The sequence below is a fragment of the Kushneria sp. AK178 genome (assembly GCF_053903105.1).
This window is the reverse complement of sequence record NZ_CP096381.1, coordinates 868,022-892,064: the sequence shown is the minus strand read 5'-3', so window position 1 is coordinate 892,064 and position 24,043 is coordinate 868,022. Positions and strand designations below refer to the sequence as shown.

Annotated in this window: 25 protein-coding genes and 1 tRNA gene; 20 read left to right on the top strand and 6 right to left on the bottom strand. The window is 62.0% G+C overall.

The genetic code is table 11. The features are described 5' to 3' along the window. Nucleotides 1–246: 246 nt before the first annotated feature. The 3 genes from M1D97_RS04070 (at nt 247) to dgcA (ending at nt 3,264) form a co-directional block, all read left to right on the top strand. Entirely contained in the window at nt 247–1,143 is an 897-nt protein-coding gene (locus M1D97_RS04070; protein WP_456269473.1) for a LysR family transcriptional regulator, read from the top strand. A gap of 109 nt (nt 1,144–1,252) precedes the next feature. Continuing rightward, nucleotides 1,253–2,287 carry an N-acetyltransferase DgcN gene (dgcN, locus tag M1D97_RS04065; RefSeq protein WP_456269472.1) on the top strand — a complete coding sequence of 345 codons (1,035 nt, stop codon included), beginning with the start codon at nt 1,253–1,255 and terminating at the stop codon, nt 2,285–2,287. Further along, the gene (gene dgcA / locus M1D97_RS04060; protein ID WP_456269471.1) at nt 2,287–3,264 is read left to right on the top strand and encodes an N-acetyl-D-Glu racemase DgcA; all 978 of its coding nucleotides are present in this window, start codon (nt 2,287–2,289) and stop codon (nt 3,262–3,264) included. The genes dgcN and dgcA overlap by 1 nt, the downstream gene beginning before the upstream one ends. A 17-nt stretch (nt 3,265–3,281) precedes the next feature. Here the strand turns inward: dgcA and M1D97_RS04055 are convergent, their stop codons facing one another. Next, nucleotides 3,282–3,779: an NUDIX hydrolase gene (locus M1D97_RS04055; protein WP_456269470.1), complete on the bottom strand. Its 498-nt coding sequence runs from the start codon at nt 3,777–3,779 to the stop codon at nt 3,282–3,284. 637 nt (nt 3,780–4,416) lie between these two features. Between M1D97_RS04055 and M1D97_RS04050 the strand changes: the two genes are divergently transcribed. After that, nucleotides 4,417–4,761, top strand: coding sequence for a glycine zipper domain-containing protein (locus tag M1D97_RS04050; protein ID WP_456269469.1), 345 nt, complete (start codon nt 4,417–4,419; stop codon nt 4,759–4,761). Between the two features lie 180 nt (nt 4,762–4,941). Next, complete coding sequence (locus M1D97_RS04045) at nt 4,942–5,358, top strand: universal stress protein (protein WP_456269468.1); 417 nt, start codon at nt 4,942–4,944, stop codon at nt 5,356–5,358. Nucleotides 5,359–5,416: 58 nt separating this feature from the next. Here the strand turns inward: M1D97_RS04045 and M1D97_RS04040 are convergent, their stop codons facing one another. The 4 genes from M1D97_RS04040 to M1D97_RS04025 all read right to left on the bottom strand — a co-directional run bounded on the left by M1D97_RS04040 (nt 5,417) and on the right by M1D97_RS04025 (nt 8,033). Next, nucleotides 5,417–5,551: a hypothetical protein gene (locus M1D97_RS04040; RefSeq protein ID WP_456269467.1), complete on the bottom strand. Its 135-nt coding sequence runs from the start codon at nt 5,549–5,551 to the stop codon at nt 5,417–5,419. Between the two features lie 186 nt (nt 5,552–5,737). Next, nucleotides 5,738–6,745 carry an acyltransferase family protein gene (locus tag M1D97_RS04035; protein ID WP_456269466.1) on the bottom strand — a complete coding sequence of 336 codons (1,008 nt, stop codon included), beginning with the start codon at nt 6,743–6,745 and terminating at the stop codon, nt 5,738–5,740. A 335-nt stretch (nt 6,746–7,080) separates the two neighbouring features. Then, nucleotides 7,081–7,821 carry a Crp/Fnr family transcriptional regulator gene (locus M1D97_RS04030; RefSeq protein WP_456269465.1) on the bottom strand — a complete coding sequence of 247 codons (741 nt, stop codon included), beginning with the start codon at nt 7,819–7,821 and terminating at the stop codon, nt 7,081–7,083. A 124-nt stretch (nt 7,822–7,945) separates the two neighbouring features. Further along, nucleotides 7,946–8,033: transfer RNA gene (locus tag M1D97_RS04025), tRNA-Leu, on the bottom strand. Nucleotides 8,034–8,140: 107 nt separating this feature from the next. Between M1D97_RS04025 and queA the strand changes: the two genes are divergently transcribed. From queA to secF, 5 genes are all read left to right on the top strand, one after another. Further along, nucleotides 8,141–9,181: a tRNA preQ1(34) S-adenosylmethionine ribosyltransferase-isomerase QueA gene (queA, locus tag M1D97_RS04020; RefSeq protein WP_456269464.1), complete on the top strand. Its 1,041-nt coding sequence runs from the start codon at nt 8,141–8,143 to the stop codon at nt 9,179–9,181. Between the two features lie 71 nt (nt 9,182–9,252). Further along, entirely contained in the window at nt 9,253–10,371 is a 1,119-nt protein-coding gene (gene tgt / locus M1D97_RS04015) for a tRNA guanosine(34) transglycosylase Tgt (RefSeq protein ID WP_456270168.1), read from the top strand. A gap of 51 nt (nt 10,372–10,422) precedes the next feature. Further along, nucleotides 10,423–10,761, top strand: a complete 339-nt coding sequence (gene yajC / locus M1D97_RS04010) for a preprotein translocase subunit YajC (RefSeq protein ID WP_456269463.1) — start codon at nt 10,423–10,425, stop codon at nt 10,759–10,761. A gap of 194 nt (nt 10,762–10,955) precedes the next feature. Continuing rightward, nucleotides 10,956–12,800, top strand: a complete 1,845-nt coding sequence (gene secD, locus M1D97_RS04005) for a protein translocase subunit SecD (RefSeq protein ID WP_456269462.1) — start codon at nt 10,956–10,958, stop codon at nt 12,798–12,800. Nucleotides 12,801–12,812: 12 nt separating this feature from the next. Continuing rightward, entirely contained in the window at nt 12,813–13,721 is a 909-nt protein-coding gene (gene secF, locus M1D97_RS04000; RefSeq protein ID WP_456269461.1) for a protein translocase subunit SecF, read from the top strand. A gap of 90 nt (nt 13,722–13,811) precedes the next feature. Here secF and M1D97_RS03995 read toward each other — a convergent pair whose 3' ends face one another. Continuing rightward, complete coding sequence (locus M1D97_RS03995) at nt 13,812–14,618, bottom strand: inositol monophosphatase family protein (RefSeq protein WP_456269460.1); 807 nt, start codon at nt 14,616–14,618, stop codon at nt 13,812–13,814. 280 nt (nt 14,619–14,898) lie between these two features. Between M1D97_RS03995 and M1D97_RS03990 the strand changes: the two genes are divergently transcribed. The 10 genes from M1D97_RS03990 to hisS all read left to right on the top strand — a co-directional run bounded on the left by M1D97_RS03990 (nt 14,899) and on the right by hisS (nt 23,988). Continuing rightward, nucleotides 14,899–15,693, top strand: a complete 795-nt coding sequence (locus tag M1D97_RS03990; protein WP_456269459.1) for an RNA methyltransferase — start codon at nt 14,899–14,901, stop codon at nt 15,691–15,693. A gap of 103 nt (nt 15,694–15,796) precedes the next feature. Further along, nucleotides 15,797–16,273 (top strand): Fe-S cluster assembly transcriptional regulator IscR, encoded by a 477-nt coding sequence (gene iscR, locus M1D97_RS03985; RefSeq protein WP_456269458.1) that lies wholly within the window; start codon nt 15,797–15,799, stop codon nt 16,271–16,273. Nucleotides 16,274–16,324: 51 nt separating this feature from the next. Continuing rightward, the gene (locus tag M1D97_RS03980) at nt 16,325–17,482 is read left to right on the top strand and encodes a cysteine desulfurase family protein (protein WP_456269457.1); all 1,158 of its coding nucleotides are present in this window, start codon (nt 16,325–16,327) and stop codon (nt 17,480–17,482) included. 54 nt (nt 17,483–17,536) lie between these two features. Continuing rightward, nucleotides 17,537–17,863, top strand: coding sequence for a HesB/IscA family protein (locus M1D97_RS03975; protein ID WP_456269456.1), 327 nt, complete (start codon nt 17,537–17,539; stop codon nt 17,861–17,863). A gap of 155 nt (nt 17,864–18,018) precedes the next feature. After that, nucleotides 18,019–18,447 (top strand): nucleoside-diphosphate kinase, encoded by a 429-nt coding sequence (ndk, locus tag M1D97_RS03970; protein WP_456269455.1) that lies wholly within the window; start codon nt 18,019–18,021, stop codon nt 18,445–18,447. An 81-nt stretch (nt 18,448–18,528) separates the two neighbouring features. Further along, entirely contained in the window at nt 18,529–19,662 is a 1,134-nt protein-coding gene (rlmN, locus tag M1D97_RS03965; RefSeq protein WP_456269454.1) for a 23S rRNA (adenine(2503)-C(2))-methyltransferase RlmN, read from the top strand. Between the two features lie 116 nt (nt 19,663–19,778). Then, nucleotides 19,779–20,474 carry a type IV pilus biogenesis/stability protein PilW gene (gene pilW / locus M1D97_RS03960; RefSeq protein WP_456269453.1) on the top strand — a complete coding sequence of 232 codons (696 nt, stop codon included), beginning with the start codon at nt 19,779–19,781 and terminating at the stop codon, nt 20,472–20,474. 66 nt (nt 20,475–20,540) lie between these two features. Further along, entirely contained in the window at nt 20,541–21,512 is a 972-nt protein-coding gene (locus M1D97_RS03955) for a RodZ domain-containing protein (RefSeq protein WP_456269452.1), read from the top strand. Nucleotides 21,513–21,518: 6 nt separating this feature from the next. Beyond that, a complete protein-coding gene (ispG, locus tag M1D97_RS03950) occupies nt 21,519–22,631 on the top strand; it encodes a flavodoxin-dependent (E)-4-hydroxy-3-methylbut-2-enyl-diphosphate synthase (RefSeq protein WP_456269451.1) in 1,113 nt (370 codons plus the stop codon). Nucleotides 22,632–22,671: 40 nt separating this feature from the next. Beyond that, entirely contained in the window at nt 22,672–23,988 is a 1,317-nt protein-coding gene (hisS, locus tag M1D97_RS03945) for a histidine--tRNA ligase (RefSeq protein WP_456269450.1), read from the top strand. The last annotated feature ends 55 nt before the right edge of the window (nt 23,989–24,043 follow it).

Here is a 24,043-nt window from a genome sequence, read left to right as displayed (position 1 = left end):
AAAGCCAGTGCTTTCAAAACGCTGACAAGCGTCCATCGCCATGACAGACCTGTCTACCAGCGCCACCTGCCACCCTGTCAAAAGAAGAGCGGAAACCCTGCATGAGGGCATCCGGTCAGTTCGCATCATGCCCTATCGGGACTCACGACGTCGAACCGGTCACGGGTGCGCGCCGGACGGTGCCGTGATGCATGAGCGCCTGACAGCGGGCATCATGATCGACCCCGTCGTAACTCTGGCCCTGCCATGAAACTGCGCCACATTGAAGTCTTTCACGCCCTGATCAACGGCGGCAGCGTCAGCGCAGCCGCCCGTCGCCTTAACGTCTCCCAGCCCAGCGTGACGCGAACGCTGGCCCATGCCGAGTCGACGCTGGGCGTCCGCCTGTTCGAGCGTCATCCGCGCGGGCTGACCCCGACCCCTGAAGCGCTGCGGCTGTGGCCGGCGATCGAGGCAGCGGTCAAACAGCTCGACGTGGTGGATCAGCTGGGCCGCCAGCTTTCCCATGGCGTCGATCAGCATCTGCGCCTGGGTGCGTCCCACGCGCCCGGCCATCTGATCATGCCGGGGGCCCTGATTGCGCTGCAGCGTCAGCTGCCGGCGCTGGAGATCGAGCTGGTCACGTCCCACTTTTCCACCCTGTGCGACGAGCTTCTGGCCCACCGGCTGGACATGGCGCTGGCGTTCGAGCAGCCGGCGCCCGAGGGCATCGAGTGTGAACACCTGATGCGAGCGCCGATGCAGGCGCTGCTGCCACCGGACATGACCGCCCCCGAGCGCGTCACGCTTGAGTGGCTCAATGCCCATGACCTGATCCTGATGCCGCAGGCGGACCCGCTGGGCGCCCTGCTGAACCGGGCGCTCGAGGCCGAAGGGCTGACATCGACGGCGCGCCTGCGGGTCAAGACCTACAGCGTGATTGCCGAACTGGTCATTGCCGGCGGCGGCACGGGGATCGTCGACCCCTTCACCGCCGAGCGCTACCGCGACCGACTGCAGGTCCTGCCCCTTGCCCCGGCGCTCGACATGAACGTGGCGCTTCTGAAAGCGCGTCATGTCCCCTGGCCCCACTGCGCGCATCAACTGCGAGCGCTGCTGATCGAGCAGCTGGCGAGGCGCTCACGGCACTGGCAGGGCCTGTGATCATCGGGTATACGCTTTTGTTATACCGAAGCGATAAAACAGCATTCGAAGCTATGGCGCTTTTCGTCGACACTGCATGGATGCCCAAGCCATCCGTTCGGAGTCTGTGATGACGACCCAGCCCTACCGCCCTGCCGAGATCGTTTCACCTTACCTGCTGTTTCTGGGAGACATCGAAGACAGCGTCTCGGCCAAGATGGCCCGCGCCGTGGTGATCTGGCGCCCCGACAAGGCCGTGGGCCAGCTGCGCATGTCCGATGAGACAGTCAGTGTCGGCATCGAGGATCTGAGCATCGAAGAAGCTCGCGCGCGCGGCGCCCGTACCCTGGTGATCGGTGTAGCCAACTCCGGCGGCAAGCTGCCGGCCCACTGGCGCGATGTCATCTGCCGGGCCATCGAGCACGGCATGGATGTGGCCAGCGGCATGCATCAACGCCTTGACGCCATCGAGGGCGTGGCCGAACTGGCGCGCGAACACGGTGTGACGCTGCATGACATTCGCCACAGCCATCCGCCGCTGGAGGTGGGAACGGGCGAACCCCGCAGCGGCAAGCGGGTACTGACCGTGGGCACCGACTGCTCGCTGGGCAAGATGTTCAGCTCGCTGGCCCTGCAGCGTGGGCTTGAAGAGGCAGGACACAGGGCCCGCTTTCGCGCCACCGGCCAGTGCGGAGTACTCGTCGCCGGAGAAGGAGTGGCCATCGATGCCGTCATTGCCGATTTCATTTCGGGCGCCGTGGAGTGGCTGAGCCCGGCCGGATCGGACGATCAGTGGGACGTCATCGAAGGCCAGGGGTCCCTGTTTCACCCCGCCTATGCCGGTGTCAGCCTGGGCCTGCTGCATGGCGCCCAGCCCGACTACATCGTCATGTGTCACGAGTTTGGGCGCCCCCACATGCGCCATCTACCCAATCGAGCGATGCCCGACATGGCCGCCTGTATCGAGGCCAACCTGAGTGCGGCACGGGTCACCAATCCTGGAGCCCGGCTGGCCGGTTTTTCGGTGAACACATCCCGGCTGGATGAGGCAACGGCCCGGGTTGAACTGGCGGCGCTGAGCCGGCAGTTTGGCGTCCCCGCCACCGACCCCATTCGCTTCGGGATCGAACCGCTCGTGACCGCCCTGACAACAGGAGCCGCGTAATGCGTACCCTCAAGCGCTATACCCAGACCCGGACGCTGGACCGGCCCTTCGTGATCGCCCGCGGCGCCAGTACCTCGATCGACATCATTCGCGTCGAGATCCATCAGGACGGGCTGGTCGGCCAAGGCGAGAGCAAGCCCACGCCGCGCTACGGCCACAGTGTCGAGACGGTACTGGCCGAGATCGATGAAGTAGCGGCCGAGATCGAGCGCGGCATCGACCGCGATACGCTGCTGGAACGCCTGCCGGCCGGCCCGGCCCGCAACGCCCTGGACTGCGCGCTCTGGTCGCTGGAGTCCGCACTGGAAGGCACCACGCTGACCGCGCGACTGGGGCCACCCATCGGTCACGAGATCGTGACCGCCCACACCATCTCCATCGCTACTCCAGCCGAGATGGCTGAAGCCACCTGCCGCGAGATGGCCAATGGCGCCAGGCTTTTGAAGATCAAGCTCAATGACGAGCAGGTCGTCGAGCGGGTTCGCGCCGTTCGCGAGGCCGCCCCGGACGTACGCATCATCATCGATGCCAACGAGGCGTGGTCAGCAGAAGACGTGGAACGTTACTGTCAGGCACTCGCGCAGCTGAAGATCGAGATGATCGAGCAACCCCTGCCGGCCGGCGAGGACGCCATTCTGGCCGACTTCGTCCACCCGGTGCCGCTGTGCGCCGATGAAAGCTGTCATACCCGCAGCGATGTCGCCCGGCTGAGCGACCGCTACGAGATGATCAATATCAAGCTCGACAAGAGCGGTGGGCTGACGGAAGCCCTGGCGATGGTCGACGCTGCGCACGAGCACGGCATGGCCATCATGGTTGGCTGCATGCTGGGCACGTCCATGGCCATGCGCGCCGCGCTGCCGGTCGCCGCCCGGGCGGCCATCGTCGATCTGGATGGTCCGATCTGGCTGGCCGATGACGACCTGCCGGCACTGGACTACTGCGACGGGTGGGTCAGGGAGACCCGCAGCATCTGAGCCCTGAAGACCGATAATTACGTCACGATCCCCCGGTCAACAAGCGCTCCGAGCGCCTGATGCGAGTCGGGGGTCGCATCGCCAATCGCCAGCGCGTCCTTTATCGGCAGCCATTCGATAGCCGTCACCTCGCTGGCCTGGAGCCTGATGGCTTCATGGCGATAGCGCGCCAGAAAGACACTACCAAAGGCATTCATGCCCTGTTCAAAACGCAAGGACAGACACGGTTCAAGCGGCAGAAACAGTCCCAGCTCCTCTTGAAGCTCCCGCCGCGCGGCACACGCCATGGTTTCGCCGGCATCCACGACCCCGCCGGCGCAGAGGTCACGATAGCCCGGAAAGATGTCTTTCCAGAGCGTGCGACGCTGCACGCATAATCTGTCGTGCTGATCGAGCACGAAAATGTATACAGCGCGATGCCACATCTGCAGACGACGCATATCGCACCGGCGCGCGCTACCCACGGGGCGGTTGAAGGCATCGACGATCTGAACCCGTACGCGAGATGATCCCAAGGCGACGTTCTCCACAAGGAAAGCGGACCATCCTACGCCTGCTCATGGTGTATTCGAAGTCCGCGCCGCCCTTCTGGCGCCGCACCCACGCATAAAAAAGGCTTCGATCAACGAAGCCGGCCAGTCATCATCACGAGAAAATGTTGCAGCGGAAAATCGGGGAAAAGCGATCATCGGCAGACGTCCAGCATCATGGCATCAGACGCCATCCATGGCGACCCGGACCACTTTCCTTCCTGGAAAACCCTGCCATCTGATCGGACGGAGGCTTCCTGCCTCGAATCTGCATCCTTGCAGAATCGGGATAGTAACACCAGTAAAACTGTTGTCTATATTTTCTGGTTGAAAATGCTTTTTTTATTTTCAAAACCCGCTAAAGCACCAGAAACAACATTTTCCTTTTGCAGTTGTTGTACAAAAATGACGCCCCGATGTCACCAATATGAAGACCAGGTTAAGTGTTTTGATCTGAACTACGCTTGAGTACAGTGTCCAATCAGGCAGCGCAGGTCATGAAAAACGACAGCTGGCGCTGCCTGAATCGGACAGACATGACCGTTTTCAGCCACATATACTGACAAATGCACGTTCAGTATTGACCTGAAGCAAGCCTGACCACGTCATCGGAGGACATCAGATGGGCATTTTTTCATCCAGCGAAAGTCGCACGCGTCGTCGTCTCAAGGACTACGAAAAGGAACTGAACAAGCGGGGCGCACGCGCTCTGGCGCGCTATGAGGACGAGCTCGACTCAGCGGGTGACAAGGTCCGTGGCCGCCTCAGGGGTGCCGGCGACCAGCTTGGTCATCGCTGGCATCAGGCACGTGATCGGGTGGAAGACGAAGGACAGCGCGCCTGGGAGCTGACCGAAGAAGGCGCACGTGATCTGGATCGTCACGTGCATGAAAACGCCTGGAGCTACATTGGTGCAGGCGCTGCCCTTGGCCTGGTAGCCGGTCTCCTGCTGGGCCGTCGTTCCTGATCGATTGCCTTTTTTGCACGCCCGCCCCTTTCCGGTGCGGGCGTTTTAGTATCTGCCCTTCTCATTTCGATGGCCCGAGCACGGGCGTGACCGGTCGTCCTCTCTGACAGGCCCGGTAGCGGCTTTATACTGGGCGGGCGCGTCATGATCCTGAAACACACGGACAAAAGGAGGCCCACAATGTATCGCACGATTCTCGTACCACTGGATGGCTCCGGGAATGCCAACAAGGCGCTTGATATCGCCGCACAGCTGGCACGAGCCAACGCTGCCAGACTCTATCTGCTGCATGTACCGGTTTTCACCGATGAAAGCGACACCGCCGCACAGACCGCCGACGACGCCTCGCGCGACGATGCTGCCATGCAGCTTGTCGAGATCGCGCTTGAGACCATCGATACCTCGGATATCGAGACCAGCATTCTGATTCGTCAGGGACAGCCTGCCGATGTGATCGAACGTGAAGCGCACCGGCTTGATGCCGATGCGATCGTGATGGGCTACAGAGGGCTTGGCAGGACATCGGACAGGGCGGGCGGCAGCGTCTCCCGTGCTGTCAACCATCACGCGGCCTGCCGGGTCATTACGGTCAGATAACTGCCTGCTCCGCCAGCGCCGCGGCGCTGGCGGAACACGAAGATGGCGGCACCCCCGATCAGTGCCGGGAGCGTTTGTCCTCGCGCCAGCGCCGCAGTGTCTTCCAGAGCACCATGACCAGCAGCGGGAAGAAGATCAGCGTCAGGATCGCGCCTGACGTGATAAAGAAAAAATGCAGTACACCCTCGCTCATGAATGCTCCCGTTCAGGTCCTGCAGAACATGACCGGTCTCTCCCGGCCACATGAATGCCGACATTCTAGGGGCTTTCACGCCCCGTTGCACCTGCCTGCGAAGACAGCGTTTTCATACCGGCCAAATGCACGTAACCGGCTCCATGGCCGGTCACGTCGAACAGCGCAGCACCCCATCAGGGCCTGTCAGCGGGCCACACCGGCATTGCCGATCCGCTTTTCGCGCCGACTGGCGGCCCTGCGATTGATCAACACGTTGGCAGTAAACAGCAGCGATACCAGCTTGCTGCGATTGTTCATGACGGCGGCCAGCGAGCTGACGGCCAGCACGGCCAGGAAATAGAGCGGGAAGACCGGATCAGGGTCGCCCTGTACGACTCGCGTCAGTACCACGGGCGCTACCCAGGTCACCGGGAAGTGCACCAGAAACAGCACCAGCGAGTTGCGGCCAAACCACTCAAAGGGACGTAGTACCGGCGCCGCCCATTTGAAGGTGACAACACGCAGCAGCACCAGGGTCATGGCCAGTGCCAGCCCCATGGAGATGGGCTGATAGTCACCGCCGGTGGCGACCACCCCCTGATAGGCCAGAACATACCAGCCGACCAGCCCTGCCAGCGCCACTACGGCCAGCCAGCTGGTGCGTTCGATAAAGTGTCTGAACGCGTCAAGGTGATAGCCCAGCACGCCTCCCACAATGAAAAACGGGAGATGGAACATGAAGCGATCAAAGCCGGTATCCTTCAGGACCAGATAGAGCGCCAGCGACCCCAGAATGGACACGGTCCAGTGCAGCCTGAGCAGGAAAAAGGCGATGACGTAGTAAAGGAAGATGTAATAGATAAACCACAGATAGGCCATGGGATCGAACAACAGCGAGTGCCAGAAATCGACCGGCGGCTTGCCATTGAAATGCGCCCTGAACAGGAAAAGGCCGTAGGAAATGACCGACCAGATAACGTACGGGTACAAAATGCCGGACAGCTTGCCCTGGAAATAACGACCGGCCCCCTTTCGCATGGATCCCGCCACCAGAAGCCCTGACAACAGCATCAGTGCCGGCATTCTAAAGGGTGAAAAATACCCGTTGATATCGGTAAAGATGGGAGCAAGCTCATCAAATTTGAGCGACATCGAGTCGGCACTGTGCAGATACACCACCATGGTGATGGCAAGCCCTCTAAGGGCATCCATCCACCTTATACGACCCCTTGCCGGGGCTTTGGAAATACTTTCGCTGGCCATTACGACGCTCTCTGACAGGTGATACCGCCAGAGGAATCTAATGTAATAACGGCAAACAAGTTATGCCGATTCGCCAGTTCCGGGGGGTTATTAACGCTTGAGCATTAAAAATAAAACCAGAGTGACATTTGAAACTACATTCAAGAATTAAAAACTTACGGCATCAGCATTCATTAGCATGATGCCGACCAGGATCTTGATCCAAAAAATGAATTATTTTTTTAATACTTCTTCGTTCAAATGACCGCTTTCCCGGCGCACCCTTCGTTAACACCCGGGGGGCATCATGGCCTTTCGGACCCCGTACCCTTGTGACGTATCCGCAGATAACCTTCCCTGAAATCGGCAAATTCCTTCAGCCGATCGACATCCGGAATGGACACCCGATGACGCTCACGATAGACCAGCGACTGTTCGCGCAACGCCGAAAACACCCGACTGACATGAACCGACGTCAGACCCATCAGATCCGCCAGCATCTGCTGTGACAGCGGCAGGCTGAACTCTTCAAGAGCGCCGGCATTGGTCTTGGACAGGCGGCTTCGCATCTCGCACAGGAAATGGGTCAGCTTGCCCTGCGCGGTCCGTCGCCCCAGGTTGACCATGCGCTCGACCAGTATGGATTGCTGAATGGCTGAAATGGAAAAGAAGGTATTGGTCAATCGTCCGGACTGCTCGAAAACGCTTTCCAGATGGCAGTGTGGAAAGCGACAGAACGTGCAGTCGGTAATGGCTTCAACGGTGGTCTGATGGGCCTCGGAGGCGTATTCCCGCAGACCGATGACGTCACCGGGCATGAAGATGTCCAGAATCATTCTGCTGCCATCCTCGAGCATATAGCTGCTGTAGGCCCAGCCCTGGCTCAGCACTGCCATTTCTTCGGCGCGCTCGCCTTCCCGCCATAGCACTTCTCCGCCCCCCAGCTGCTCGGGCGACTTTTCAAGCGTACTCAAAAGCTCGATTTCCGAATCGGAAAGATCGGTAAAATACTGAAAATGCCGAACCATGCAGCTTTGATGAGACACCGGACGCGCTCCTGATAAGTGTTTAAAACGGAGATAGCAGGCAAGAATACACGTCCTGCCGGGATAGATGGCAAGGCAGGAGACAAAAAGCGGGGATCAACAACAGAAGCAACAGCGGAAGGGATGGTGCCGGTGGTCGGACTCGAACCGACACGGAGTATTAGTCCGGCGGATTTTGAATCCGCTGCGTCTACCAATTTCGCCACACCGGCAGTGTTGCGCGAGGCGTATTATACGAGCCGTGGTCAACACGTCAATGACGCCGACCGGTGCCATCCGCTATCATGCCAGCCCTTTTCAACACCGACCCTGATGACCGATGCAGCGCGCCGACTTTCATTTTGACCTGCCCGATGAGCTGATAGCCCGTTATCCCAGCGACCAGCGCAGCGACTGCCGCCTGCTGTGCGTCGATGGTGACAGTGGCCATCTCGAGCACACCCGCTTTCCCGCGCTTCTGGACCATCTGGATCCGGGCGATCTGGTGGTGTTCAACGACACCCGCGTCATTCCCGCACGCCTGTTCGGTCACAAGGAGAGCGGCGGCCGCGTAGAGATGCTGCTGGAGCGCCCGCTGGATGCACACCGCGGACTGGCGCATCTGCGCGCCAGCAGGGCACCGAAGATCGGCACGCGGCTTGTGTTCGAAGGTGACGTTCACGCCGTGGTGGAGGGCCGCCGCGATGCCCTGTTCGAGCTGCATTTTGAAGGCGACACGCCGCTGGTGGCGCTTCTCGAAGCCCACGGCCACATGCCGCTGCCGCCCTATATCGAACGTGAGGACGAACACACCGATCGCGAGCGTTACCAGACCGTTTATGCCCGCCGCGATGGCGCGGTTGCCGCCCCTACAGCCGGTCTGCACTTTGACGAGACGCTGCTCGAGGCCATGGCACAACGCGGCATCGACAAGGCCTTCGTCACGCTGCACGTCGGCGCCGGCACCTTCCAGCCCGTGCGGGTCGACAACATCCTCGAGCACCACATGCACAGCGAATGGATCGAGATCAGCGAGGCCACCGCACAGCAGGTGCGCGCGGCGCAGGATCGCGGCAACCGGGTCATTGCGGTCGGCACCACCAGCGTGCGCTGTCTGGAAAGTGCCTGCCAGCACAGCAACAGCGGCCGAATTGAAGCCTTCAGTGGCGACACGGACATTTTCATTTACCCGGGCTATCAATGGCGGTGCGTGGACGCTCTGATCACCAACTTCCATCTGCCGGAATCCACCCTTTTGATGCTGGTCGCCTCCTTTGCAGGACACGACCATGTCATGCAGGCCTATCAGGCCGCGGTCGATGAGCGTTACGCCTTTTTCAGCTACGGCGACGCCATGTATCTCACCCGGCAGCGCACCTGAGCCCGTGCCACGCCCCTTGTATCGATAACTTTCAGGTACCGACAGGATCTTTCATGAGACAGGACTGCTTCATGCGCTTTGAGCGCATGGCAACCGATGGCCGCGCCCGCCGTGGGCGTCTGACCTTCCCGCGCGGCAGCGTCGAAACCCCCGCCTTCATGCCGGTAGGCACCTATGGCACCGTCAAGGGCATGACGCCGAAGGATGTCGAGGCCATCGGCGCCGACATCATTCTGGGCAACACCTTTCACCTCTGGCTGCGCCCCGGTACCGGGGTGATTGAAGCCCATGGCGATCTGCATGACTTTGCCCAGTGGCACAAGCCGATCCTGACCGACTCCGGCGGCTTTCAGGTCTTCTCGCTGGGCGACATGAGAAAGATCACCGAGGCCGGCGTTCACTTTCGCTCGCCGGTCGATGGCGCCAGAATCTTCATGGGACCGGAAGAGTCGATGGCAGTCCAGCGCTCGCTGGGCTCCGACATCGTCATGATCTTTGACGAGTGCACGCCCTACCCGGCCACGTTTGACGAGGCCAAAAGCTCGATGGAGCTGTCGCTGCGCTGGGCACAGCGCTCGCTGGAAGCCCATGGCGACTCCCCTTCTGCCCTGTTCGGCATCATTCAGGGCGGCATGCATCGCGAGCTGCGCGAGCGCTCGCTCGAGGGGCTCGAAGAGATCGGCTTTGACGGACTGGCCATCGGCGGTCTGTCGGTCGGCGAGCCCAAGGAGGAGATGATCGGAGTGCTGGATTATCTCCCCGGGCTGATGCCGGACGACAAGCCGCGCTACCTGATGGGCGTGGGGCGACCGGAGGATCTGGTCGAAGGCGTGCGTCGCGGCGTCGACATGTTCGACTGCGTCATGCCGACCCGCAACGCCCGCAACGGCCATCTCTTCACCTTTGACGGCGTCATTCGCATCCGCAATGCCACCCATCGCCACGACACCCGTCCGCTGGAGGAAGGCTGCGACTGCTACACCTGCCAGCACTTCTCGCGCAGCTATCTTCATCACTTGGACCGCTGCGGCGAAATGCTGGGGGCACAGCTCAATACCATCCACAATCTGCGACATTACCAGCAGCTGATGAGTGGTTTGCGCGGGGCTATCGAAGCGGGTACATTGGCGGACTTCGTGGCAGCGTTCTATGCGCGCCGGGGCCAGATGGTCCCGCCACTTGAGGCGTAAACGGCTTATAACAGAGCACCACTGAACAAGATTATTCCTAGAGGAAACCTCATGCTCGAGTACCTGATTCCGGCGGCCATGGCAGAAGGGGGCGCCGGCAGTGCCGGTGGCGCAGGTGCCATCGGTCAGATCGTCATGCTGGTCGGCTTTGTCCTGATTTTCTATTTCCTGCTGTGGCGACCGCAGTCCAAGCGCGCCAAGGCCCACAAGAAGTTGATGTCAGAGCTCTCCCAGGGCGATGAAGTCACCATCAGCGGTGGCCTGATGGGGCGCCTGACCAAGGTAGGTGATGAGTTCATCTCCCTGGAGATCGCCGAAGGTACTGAAGTCAACGTTCAGAAGAGCTCGGTTATCAGCGTACTGCCCAAGGGCACACTGAAATCGATCTGAACCCATTAAAGGCAGGCGGCCATCGCCCGAGTATCGCGCATGGTCATCACCTGACCGCGACGTGTTGAACACAACATGTCGTCCTTTGCCCGGGGCTCGTTCAGTGGTGATTGAACCATTGGCCGGGCCCTGTGGTCATTGATACGACCCCAAAAGCGCTCCTTGAGCCACCAGCCAATCAGGACAGGGCCACGATGCTCAATCGTTATCCCCTCTGGAAGTATCTGCTGATACTCCTCGTATTCGTTGTGGGCGTGCTCTATGCACTGCCCAATCTGTACCCCAAGGACCCGGCTATCCAGATCAGCGCGGCCAACAGCAGCACCAGCGTTGGCGACAGCGAGATGACCCGTGTCGAACAGACTCTCGAGCAGGCCGGCATCGACGTCAGTTCAAGGGAACTGAACGATGGCACCGCCCTGTTCCGACTGGACAACGGCTCACAGCAGACGGCGGCCCGTGATGTGGTCAGTCAGGCGCTGGGACAGGGCTATACCGTGGCCCTCAACCTGGCCGACTCCACACCGCAGTGGCTGCAGTCCATCGGCGCCAAGCCCATGAATCTGGGCCTTGATCTGCGCGGTGGCGTGCACTTTTTGCTGGAAGTGGACATGGATGCCGCCATCGATCAGCGTCTGGACGTCAACGCCAGCGCCATGCGTGAGGCGCTGCGCGGCGAAGGGATCCGCTATCGCAACAACACCACCGGCGACAATACCATCCGCTTTACCTTTGCCAACGCCGAGGATCGCAGCCAGGCGCGAGCGCTGCTCAATCGGCAGTACAACGAATTCACCCTGTCCAACGATGACGAGGGGGGGCCGACGCTCGTGATGACGCTGACCGAGCAGGCCGTCAACGACATTCAGGACTACGCCGTTAATCAGAACCTCACCACCCTGCGCAATCGTGTCAACGAGCTGGGCGTGTCCGAACCGCTGGTACAGCGTCAGGGCCCCAACCGCATCGTGGTCGAGCTGCCGGGCGTGCAGGACACCGCCGAGGCCAAGCGCATCGTGGGCGCCACGGCCAACCTGGAATTCCGCCTCGAGGCCAGCGACAGCACCAGTGCCGACCAGCAGCAGGCGTTTGAATTCCGCAATGACGGTGGCCGCCGTGCCGCACTGGAGCGTGATGTCATCATCACCGGTGACCGTGTCTCCAGTGCCAGCACCTCCTTCGATGACAGCGGGCGACCGCAGGTCAACATCAATCTGGACGGCCCGGGCGGCAGCCGAATGAACCGCGCCACGCGCGCCAATATCGGGCGCAACATGGCGGTGCTCTTTATTGAGCACAAGACCCGCACGCGCACCGTGATGCGCGACGGTGAGCAGGTCGAGGAGCGCGTGCCCTATACCGAGCGCGGCATCATCAGCCTGGCCACCATTCAGAGCGCGCTGGGCAACCAGTTCCGCATCACCGGACTGGACTCCCCCACCGAGGCGCGCGAGCTGTCACTGCTGCTGCGCTCGGGCTCGCTGGCCGCCCCCATCTACTTCGCCCAGGAGCGCACCATCGGGCCAAGCCTGGGTCAGCAGAACATCGACCGCGGCGTCATGTCGGTCATTGTCGGGCTGATTCTGGTGCTGGCCTTCATGATCGTGCGCTACAAGGGCTTCGGCCTGATCGCCAATCTGGCCCTGACGGTCAACCTGACGCTTCTGATCGCCGCCATGTCGATTCTGGGCGCCACCCTGACCCTGCCGGGCATTGCCGGTATCGTGTTGACGCTGGGCATGGCGGTCGACGCCAACGTGCTGGTGTTCGAACGTATCCGCGAGGAGATGCGCAGCCGCTCGATACAGCAGGCCATTCATACCGGCTATGAGCGCGCCTTCACCGCCATTCTGGATGCCAACATCACCACCCTGCTGGTGGCAGTCATCCTGTTCTCGATCGGTACCGGTCCCGTGAAGGGCTTTGCGGTCACGCTCTCGCTGGGCATTCTGACCTCGGTCTTTACCGCCGTCATGGTGAGCCGTGCCCTTACCAACCTTATCGTAGGCGGCAAGTCGCTCAAGAAGCTGTGGATCTGAGGAGGCCGGCAAATGACGCAAATTGATTTCATGGGCAAGCGCAAGGCTGCCTACATCGTCTCCATTATATTGACGGTCCTCGCCCTTGGGGCGCTGGCCGTCAAGGGCCTGAGTCTGGGGCTCGATTTCACCGGCGGCACCCAGGTCGAGGTGAGCTACGCCCAGCCGCCCTCTCTGGACGAGGTGCGCGACGAGCTGGGCGCGGCCGGTTTCGGCAACTACTCGGTGCAGACCTTCGGCGCCGACACCGATATTCTCGTCCGCCTTCAGCAGACCTTTGATGACGGCATCGGCCAGCAGGTCCTCGGTGCCCTGCGCGCTCAGGGCGAGCAGGTCGATCTGGTGCGCGCCGAATACGTCGGCGCCCAGGTCGGCGACCAGCTCCGCGACCAGAGCGGGCTGGGCATGCTGGTGGCCCTGGGCGTGGTCGCCCTCTATGTCGCCTTTCGCTTCCAGTACAAGTTTGCCCTTGGCGCCCTGATCTCGCTGGGCCACGACGTGGTGATCCTGCTGGGCTTTTTTGCCCTGTTCGGTCTCGACTTCGACCTGACGGTACTGGCGGCGGTGCTGGCCGTGATCGGTTACTCGCTCAACGACACCATCATCGTCTATGACCGCATCCGCGAGAACATACGACGCTCCCAGTCCAGTGATCTGGCCAGAATCTTCAACGACGCCATCAACCAGACCCTGTCGCGAACGCTGTCGACTTCGGGCACGACCCTGCTGGTGCTGCTGGCGCTGTTTTTCCTGGGCGGCGACATGATTCACAACTTCTCGCTGGCCCTGATCGTGGGCGTGGTGCTGGGTACGTTCTCCTCCATCTACGTGGCGGCGGCCATGCTGCTGCTGGTCAGGCTGGAGCGCGAGGACCTGATCCCGGCCAAACGTGAAAACGCCGCCGACGACGAGACGCCCTGACGTCTCGCCTCCTTCGGCCCCAAAAAAGGCCCGCCTCATGGAGGCGGGCCTTTTTGATTGACAGGCTGTAAAAGACGACGTGTCGAGCGCTCAGGATGTCGGCAGGTTGGCGCTGCCCGTCATCTGTACCAGCTGCTTGAACAGTCGTGGCGAGGCCGCCATGAGCGCCCCTTCCACCCTGATCTGCGGGCTGCCCTGTGGCGTGCCGGACAGCGCCCCGCACTCCTTGAGCACCAGACTGATGATATGCATGTCCTGCTCATCAAGGCCCAGAATGAAGGCGGCATCGACGTGGCCGGCACACAGCGCCAGCATGTCCAGCAGCGGGCAGCCGGAAGCGCGCAGCATGTCCACACGCCCGCCCAGCTGTGCGGTCAGCATCTGCCAGGTCGAGAAATAGCGCTCGCGCATCCAGTTTTCGGGCAGCCCCAGCGAGATGCGGCTGCCGTCAATGCTGGTGCGCGTGGGCACACGCATGCGTCGATCGTTGTAGTGGGCCCCGCGGCCGCGGCTGACCAGATACTCTTCATCGGTAAAGGGCGAAATGATGACGGCATGCTCGGGACGGCCCTTGTAAAGGCAGACCATCGACAGCGCACAGCCCGAGGTACCGGATGCCATATTGGCATAGCCATGAAAGATCTCGATCTTCCAGTGATAATCACGTCCTTCACCGCGGCCTTCATTCCAGCCGATGTAACGCCCCGACATGCCGTGTTCCGGGTACCCCTTGCCGAACTGGGAGGCAATCAGGGTTTCAGCGCGCTGGCCGGTATCGCTGAGCAGCGCATCAAGCGTGTTGTCTTCACGGGCAATATCAAGTCGGTCGCGAACGCGAACGAACTGTTCCTGGGCGCCACGCAGCGCGCGCAGGGCAAACTGGACCATTGGATGCATGATCAATCCTCGAACCGAGTGCTGTTAAAGAGCGAAGCCAGAGCGGTATCTGACAGATTCAAGCGTCGCCGGTACGACCTGCCATGAGGCAGGCGCACCGACGATGCGATAACACATGAGAGATCCGGAAAGCGGAACTGGCTGGAAAAGTGGCCGACGATGCTAGCAGAGACACCGGAGACGTGCCAGCGCTCCATCAGGGCAGACACCGGTGACGCCATGCTAGACTCGCGCCTTCCACGGCCCAACGGCTCACGTTTTCTGTATGACGGCGATTTCCATGCTAGAGCGCATTCGTATTGTTCTGACCGGTACCAGTCATCCCGGCAATATCGGCGCCGCCGCGCGCGCCATGAAAACCATGGGACTTGCGCAGCTTGCGCTGGTCGCACCGCGCTGCGAGGGCATTACTCCCGAGGCCATTTCCAGGGCCTCGGGCGCCGATGACATCCTCGAGCGGGCCACCCTGCACGACACGCTCGACACGGCCCTGACGGACTGTCGCTGGGTGGTCGGTGCCAGCGCGCGCTCGCGCCACCTGCCCTGGCCGCTGTGCTCGCCGCGGGAGTTTTCCACGCGCCTGCCCGGCGAGATGCAGGGCCACGATGGCACGGTCGCCCTGGTCTTCGGCCGCGAGGACACGGGACTGACCAACGAAGAGCTCCAGCGCTGCCATACCCATGTGCACATTCCGACATCGGCCGATTACAGCTCGCTCAATCTGGCCGCCGCCGTACAGGTGCTGGCCTACGAGTGCCGCCAGGCAACCCTTGCCACACCGTCCGGTTTGCCCGAGGCCATGCCCGGCTCGGTTCATCCCTTTGGCGTGGAGTGGGACAATGCGCTGGCCAGCCACGCCGATACCGAGCGCTTTTTCGAGCATCTCGAGCGCACCCTGACCGATATCGGCTTTCACGACCCGGCCAACCCGCGCCAGCTGATGGCACGCCTGCGCCGCCTTTACATGAGAAGCCGGCTCGACGTCATGGAACTCAACATGCTGCGCGGCATTCTGACACGGGTGGACCGCCTTCAGAACACCACCGCCAGGCCCATGGACCGGGACGAAGGCTGACACTGCCCCTGTAGATACGCCGGAAGCGCCACCCGCAATTGTTGACCGCAGCGCTCGGGATTATCATAATCAATGATTATTGTCATGCTGCGGAATCTGGATCATGCGTCTGACGACCAAGGGCCGCTACGCCGTGACGGCCATTCTCGATCTGGCCCTGCACGGTGATGGCTCGCCCATCAGTCTGGCCGACATCTCCGAGCGTCAGGACATTTCGCTCTCCTATCTCGAGCAGCTTTTTGCCCGGCTGCGTCGCCAGGGGCTGGTGACCAGCGTTCGCGGTCCGGGCGGCGGCTATCTGCTGGCCCGCCCCCCCGCGGACATCTCCGTGGCCAGCATCATCGATGCGGTCAACGAATCCATCGATGCCACCCGCTGCCAGGGCACCGGCGACTGTCAGCAGGGCAGTACCTGTCTGACGCATCATCTCTGGAGCGATCTGTCCGATGCCATACACGATTTTCTCGATCGTATTACGCTCGAGGAGCTGATTCATCGTCACGATGTCCAGCGTATCGCCTGTCGGCAGCAGGACAGCGCCAACCAGATTGCCGTTTTGCCGGTGGCCCATACGTCCTAATGTCATTGTGCGTCGTGCGGATGGTCATGACGTGAGAGAAAGGAAAACATCATGAGCACCATGCCTCTCTACCTTGACTACGCGGCCACCACGCCGGTCGACCCGCGTGTTGCCGAGGTCATGGCACGCCATCTCACGCTGGAAGGCACCTTTGCCAATCCGGCCTCGCGCAGCCACATGTCGGGCTGGCTGGCCGAGCAGGCCGTCGAGACCGGACGACGTCAGGTCAGCGACCTGATCGGCGCTGACCCGCGCGAGATTGTCTGGACCTCCGGGGCGACCGAGGCCGACAACCTGGCGCTTATCGGCTATATGCGCGCCCATCGCGCCCGCGGTCGACATCTGATCACCTCGAGCATCGAACACAAGGCCGTGCTCGACAGCGTCGCGGCACTGGAGCAGGAAGGCTTCGAGGTGACCCGCCTGGCGCCGAATCCCGACGGCACGGTCTCACCGCAGGCCCTGCGGGACGCGCTGCGCGCCGATACCGTGCTGGTGTCGCTGATGGCGGTCAACAACGAGCTGGGCAGCATCAACGATCTCGCGACACTGGGCACGATTGCCGCCGAGCACGGCGCCGCCTTTCATGTCGACGCCGCCCAGGCCGCCGGCCGAATCGAACTGGACATGAGCGCCCTGCCCATCGATATGCTGTCGCTGTCGGCGCACAAGGTCTACGGCCCCAAGGGCATCGGCGCGCTCTACGTGCGCCGCGGCACGCGAATCGAGGCGCTGATTCACGGCGGCGGTCACGAGCGCGGCATGCGCTCCGGCACGCTGGCGACCCATCAGATTGCCGGCATGGGACAGGCCTTTGCGCTGGCGATGGAAGAGCAGGACAGCGATAACGCTCATCTCGACAGCCTCGGCCAGCGGTTTCGTCAGGGACTGCAGGCCCTTGAGGGCACCTGGATCAACGGCGACGGCAGCCGACAGGTGCCCAACATCATCAATGCCGGCTTTGACGGCGTCGATGGCGAGGCACTGGTCATGGCGCTGCGCGGTCTGGCGGTATCCACCGGCTCGGCCTGCAATTCGGCCAGCGTCGACCCCTCCTACGTGCTGACCGGCATCGGCGTGCCGCGGGAGCAGGCGCTGGCCTCGATCCGCTTCAGCCTTGGTCGTTTCAGCCGGGTCGAGGAGATCGACCAGGCACTTGAATCACTCTCGGATGCCCTGAAGAGCCTGCGTACGCGCCAGAGCGCCTGAGCATCTTTTGTCATTTTCGCGCGTTTGATGCGCACCACCGGGGAGGACACCATCATGGCCCGGATATCGATTTCCGAAGCCGCCGCCCACCAGATCCGCCACGTGCTCGACGAGCGCGGCAGCGGCGAAGGACTGCGAGTGGCCGTCAAGCCGAGCGGCTGCTCCGGCTACAGCTATGTACTCGATTTTGCCGACCGCGTTGAAGCCGACGATCAGGTGTTCGAGGATCACGGCGTCAGGGTCATCGTCGACAGTGACGCCCTCTCCGTGCTCGACGGTACGGAGGTGGACTACGTCAGCGAAGGGCTCAACCGCTTCTTTCGCTTCAACAATCCCAACGTGCGCGATGAGTGCGGCTGCGGGGAAAGCTTCAGCGTCTGACCCGGCGCCCGCCACTGCGGATGCATATTGCACCGGCGACAGCTATAATGGCGCGATTTTTGCCGGAGCCGGCAGCTGCCTACGCAGCTGCCGGCTCTGCGCTATCCCGATCATGAATATTTTTGAACTCATCAACCTGTCAGGAGCCCCTTAACATGGCCCAGGAACGTACTCTCTCCATCATCAAGCCGGACGCGGTTGCCAAAAATGCCGTCGGCGAGATCATCTCTCGCTTTGAAAAGGCCGGCCTGCAGGTCGTGGCCTGCAAGATGATCAGCCTGTCGCAGGACAAGGCCGAGGGCTTTTACGCCGAGCACCGCGAGCGTCCCTTCTTCAACGATCTGGTCTCCTTCATGACTTCCGGTCCGGTCGTGGTTCAGGTGCTCGAAGGCGATAACGCCATCGCCAAAAACCGCGAGCTGATGGGCGCCACCGACCCGAAAAAGGCCGAAGCCGGCACCATTCGCGCCGATTTCGCCACCTCCATCGATGCCAACGCCGTTCACGGCTCCGATGCGCCGGAATCCGCCCAGCGCGAAATCGACTATTTCTTCTCCAGTGAAGAGATCTGCCCGCGCGGCTGATTGCCCGTCGCGCTCGGCCGTCATCCGCCCCGGGCGGGTGGCGGCCTTCTTTCTCATAATGACACCAGCGAGCTCACTGCCATGACACAGACTGCCACGACGACACGCGTCAATCTTCTGGGTCTTTCACGCAGCCAGATGGAACAGTTCTTCATCGAGCAGGGCGAAAAGAAGTTTCGTGCCGCCCAGGTCATGAAGTGGATCCATCATGAGGGTGTCGATGACTTCTCGCAGATGACCAATCTTTCCAAGGCCCTGCGTGACAAGCTTGCACGCGTGGCCGAAGTTCGCGGGCCGAAGGTGGTCTACGAAGGCCAGTCCAGCGACGGCACGCAGAAATGGGTGCTGGAGGTGGAAGACGGCAGCTTCGTGGAAACCGTGTTGATCCCGTCCGAAAACAACAGCCGGCGCACGCTGTGCGTCTCCTCCCAGGTAGGCTGCTCGCTGGACTGCAGCTTCTGCTCGACCGGCAAGCAGGGATTCCAGCGCAACCTGACTGCCGCCGAGGTCATCGGTCAGCTCTGGGTCGCCCAGGCCAGTGCCGGCGGCCGCATGGGCCACGACGACGGCCGTCGTGCCGTGACCAACGTGGTGATGATGGGCATGGGCGAGCCGCTTCTGAACTACGACAACGTCGTTCCCGCCATGCATCTGATGCTCGATGACAACGGCTACGGCCTGTCCAAGCGCCGTGTGACGCTTTCCACCTCGGGCGTGGTGCCCATGATCGAGAAGCTCGGCGACGAGATCGACGTGGCGCTTGCCATCTCGCTGCACGCCGCCAACGATGAGCTTCGCAACACCCTGGTGCCGCTCAATCGCAAGTACAACATTGCCACGCTGCTGGACGCCTGCCGGCGCTATCTGACCAAAAGCGACGGTACCCGTCATATCACCATCGAGTACACCCTGATCAAGGATGTCAACGACCAGCGTGAACACGCCGAGCAGCTGGCCGAAGTGCTGGGCGATCTGCCCTGCAAGATCAATCTGATCCCCTTCAATCCCTTTCCGCACGCCGGCTATGAAAAGCCCTCGCGCAACCAGGTGATGCGCTTTCAGGCCTGGCTCTACGAGCTTGGCCACAATGCCCCGGTACGCACCACGCGCGGTGACGACATCGATGCCGCCTGCGGGCAGCTGGTCGGTCGCGTCAAGGATCGCACCCGGCGCGCGGAGCGCTATATCAAGGCCGTTCAGCTCGACGCCTCATGATCCGCCGGTCGCACCGCGGGTTACCGGCTTGACTTGATGGCGCACCGGCGCTTTGATGGGCAACGCTTTCGCTAATATTTGACGGATTCGAGCATGTTCATCACGTCAGGAAGTCGATGACTCACTTGCGCTGCACCTTCAGGACACTGCTGACCATGGCCGCCCTGCTGCTCGCGACCACGACCCTTTCAGGCTGCGCCAGCGATGGCAGCAGTGTCTCCTCCTCGACAGAGCCGCCGAATTCGGCCTATACCCAGCTGGGCATGGCCTATCTGCAGCGCGACGATCTGGAGCGGGCTCAGCAGGCCTTCGAGCGCGCCATCGATATTGCCCCCAACGATCCCGACGCCCTGCAGGGACTGGCGCTGGTCTATCAGCGCCAGGGCGAGATCGCCAGCGCCGATCGCTATTTCCAGCGCGCCCTGAGCACCCGCAGCTCCTTTACCCGGGCCCGCAACAACTACGCGGCGTTCCTGTTTGGTCAAGACCGCATCGCCGAGGCCTGCGAGCAGCTGGAACAGGCAACGTCCGATCTGCGCTATGAGCGCCGCGCCCGGCTTTTCACCAACCTCGGGCAGTGCCGCCAGCGCCAGAGCGCGTACGACGACGCCGTACGCGCCTATCAGCGCGCCCTGCAGCTTGATGACCATTTGCCGCGGGCCTGGCTGGGACTGGCCGAGACGCAGCACCAGCTGGACCAGCAGGAGGCGGCCCGCGCGTCTCTGGCGCACTATATCGAGCTTGTCGGTCAGGATAACGAGAGCCTGCGGCTATCCCGCAGGCTTCATGGCGAGGCGTCACATGATCAATAACACTGCCTTGTGCCGAACGCCGGCAAGGGAACATTTCGTGCCAAGACCGAACAAGGAATCTTCTGCATGAGCGAACAGCATGCTTCTTCCGCCGGAGAGCCGGGCGCCGGTGAAATGCTGCGTGAAGAGCGCGAGCGCCAGCGCCTGCATCTGGAAGATGCTGCCGAGCAGCTGAATCTGCGACCGTCTCTGGTCGCGGACATGGAGCGTGACAACTATGAACAGATTCCGATACCCACCTATCGTCGAGGCTATCTGCGCGCCTATGCCCGCCTGCTGGGCATCGATGATCGTGCCATCGTTGCCGCCTACGACCGTGTCCATGGGCGCAGCGACCTTGACGAGCGTCGCGTCGCGCCCGTCAGCAGCATCAAGCCGCCGTCGCGCATGGGCGCCATCGCCTTTCGGATCGTGACCCTGGGCGTCGTGGTCATTCTGGCCGTGATGACCCTGCTATGGTGGGAAGGACGTGAAAGCGCGCCGGGCTATGGCGATGACACTGCCATGTCCGAGCCGGCCGTCACCGCGCAGGACGACGCCGGTGATCGCGATCTGCCGCCGGCACCTGAACCACAACCCATGGTGGATAACACATCGGCCGATGGCTCGGGTACCATGGCCGGCGGTGCGCCGGTGGATACGACCCTTGCCGCCCGGGTCGCCGGCGACGACAGCAGCGCCGAGCCCGAATCCGGCACGCTTCAGGTTGATACGCCCGAGGGCCGCAACGGAGCGACCGGCGGCCTGGCGGATATCAGCAGTGAGGAACCATCAGACAGCGAGGCGGCCACCAGCGGTCGCAGCATCGAGATGCAGTTTGACAGCGAGTCGTGGGTGGATGTCCGTGATGCCAACGACACCACCGTACTGCGCGGCCTGCAGCAGAGTGGCACCACTGCCACCATCGAAGGCGCGCCGCCCTTTCGCCTGACGGTAGGCAATGCCGATCAGGTCAACATCGATTACAGAGGCGAACGCGTTGACATGTCTCAATACGCCGGCAGCAGCAACGTTGCCCGTTTTACCCTGGGGGAGTGATTTATCATGATTAGCCAGTCCCCGATCCAGCGGCGCCAGTCGCGCCAGATCCATGTCGGCAATGTGCCCGTGGGTGGCGATGCGCCGATTTCGGTTCAAAGCATGACCAATACCGACACGCTGGACGTTGATGCCACCGTCGATCAGATCGAGCGTATCGCCGCCGCCGGTGGCGACATCGTGCGTGTCTCGGTACCGGATATGGACAGCGCCGAGGCGTTCGGCAAAATCAAGCAGCGCACCTCGGTGCCGCTGGTCACCGACATCCATTTCGATTACCGCATCGCCCTGCGCGTGGCCGAGCTGGGCGCCGACTGCCTGCGCATCAATCCGGGCAATATCGGCCGGGAAGATCGCGTCCGCGCCGTGGTTCAGGCCGCGCGCGACAACGGCATCCCGATTCGTATCGGCGTCAATGCCGGCTCGCTGGAAAAGGACCTGCAGAAAAAGTACGGCGAACCGACGCCGGCTGCGCTGGTCGAATCGGCCATGCGCCACATCGACTATCTCGATCGTCTGGACTTTCAGGAGTACAAGATTTCGCTCAAGGCCAGCGATGTCTTCATGGCGGTCGACGCCTACCGCCAGATTGCCGGCCAGATCGATCAGCCCCTGCACCTGGGGATTACCGAAGCCGGCGGTCTGCGCGGCGGCACGGTCAAGTCCTCGATCGGTCTGGGTGCGCTTTTGATGGATGGCATCGGCGATACCCTGCGTATCTCGCTGGCCGCCGACCCGGTCGAGGAGATCAAGGTCGGTTATGACATCCTCAAGAGCCTGAAACTGCGCTCGCGGGGCATCAATTTCATCGCCTGCCCGAGCTGCTCGCGTCAGAACTTCGATGTCATCGGCACCATGAATGCACTCGAGGAGCGTCTCGAGGACGTCATGACGCCGCTGAACGTCTCGGTTATCGGCTGCGTGGTCAACGGCCCCGGCGAGGCGAAGGAAACCGATATCGGTCTGACCGGCGGCAGCCCGGCCAACCTGATCTACATCGATGGCAAGCCGGCCCAGAAGCTGCGCAACGACCATCTCGTGGATGATCTTGAAAAGCTGATCCGTGAACGCGTCGCGCGCAAGCAGGCCGAAGAGCAGGATGTCATCACCCGCGCCTGAGGTTCGGGCGCCCCTTTTGAAACGCAGCGATAAACCATCAATGTCCAGTAAATTACAGGCCATCCGAGGCATGAATGACCTGCTGCCCGAGCGCTCGCCGCTCTGGCAGTACTTCGAGCAGCACGTGCGCCAGCTCATGGCGCAGTACGGCTATCTGGAAATGCGCACGCCGGTGCTCGAGCAGACGGCGCTGTTCAAGCGCTCCATCGGGGAAGTCACCGACATCGTCGAAAAGGAGATGTATACCTTTGACGACCGCAACGGCGACAGCCTCTCCCTGCGACCGGAAGGCACCGCCTCGGTCGTGCGCGCCGCCATCGAAAACGGGCTGTTGCACAACCAGACCCACCGGCTCTGGTATGCCGGCCCCATGTTTCGCCATGAGCGCCCCCAGAAGGGCCGCTACCGTCAGTTCCATCAGGTGGGTGTGGAAGTCTTCGGTCTTGACGGGCCGGACATCGATGCCGAAGTGATCGCCCTGTCCGCCCGTCTCTGGCGAGCGCTGGGCCTGATCGACCACGTGCAGCTCGAGATCAACTCGCTGGGCTCGCTCGAAGCGCGCCATGCCTATCGCGCCACGCTGATCGAGTATTTCAATGCCCATCTGGATCAGCTCGATGACGACGCCCGCCGCCGTCTCGACAGCAATCCGTTGCGCATCCTCGACAGCAAGAACCCCGACATGCAATCGCTGATCGAGGCCGCACCGAAGCTCATCGACCATCTCGACCAGGCATCGATCGAGCATTTTGAAGGCCTCAAGCAGCGACTTGATGCGCTGGGCATTGGCTATGTCATCAACACGCGACTGGTACGCGGGCTGGACTACTACAGCCGCACGGTCTTTGAATGGACCACCACGGCGCTGGGCAGTCAGGGCACTGTCTGTGCCGGCGGCCGCTACGACGGCCTGGTCGAGCAGCTCGGCGGCCGAGCCACGCCGGCGGTCGGTTTCGCCATGGGCGTCGAGCGCCTGATTCTGCTGCTGGAAACCCTGGAGCTGGTACCGGAAGCCGCCGAGGATATTCTGGATGTCTATCTGATGGGCCAGGGGGAAGGCGTCGACACGCAGCTGCTGGCGCTGGGTGAAACCCTGCGCAGCCGCCTGCCCGGGCTTCGCGTGCAGTCGCACTGCGGCGGTGGCAGCTTCAAGAGCCAGCTCAAAAAGGCCGACAAGAGCCGTGCCCGCTTTGCCATCATGCTGGGCGAGGACGAGCTGGCCGCCGGCACGGCCACGCTCAAGGATCTGCGCGGCGAAGAGCCCCAGCAGCAGCTGGACATGGCGTCGCTGATCGATCGCCTGAGCCACTGGATCGATGAGCGTCCGGCGGACAGCGGCCTTTCAACCCGACTCTAGCGTTTTCCCGACCACCGAGCAGGGACCGTCATGAGACCCAACCTACAGGAGTGCC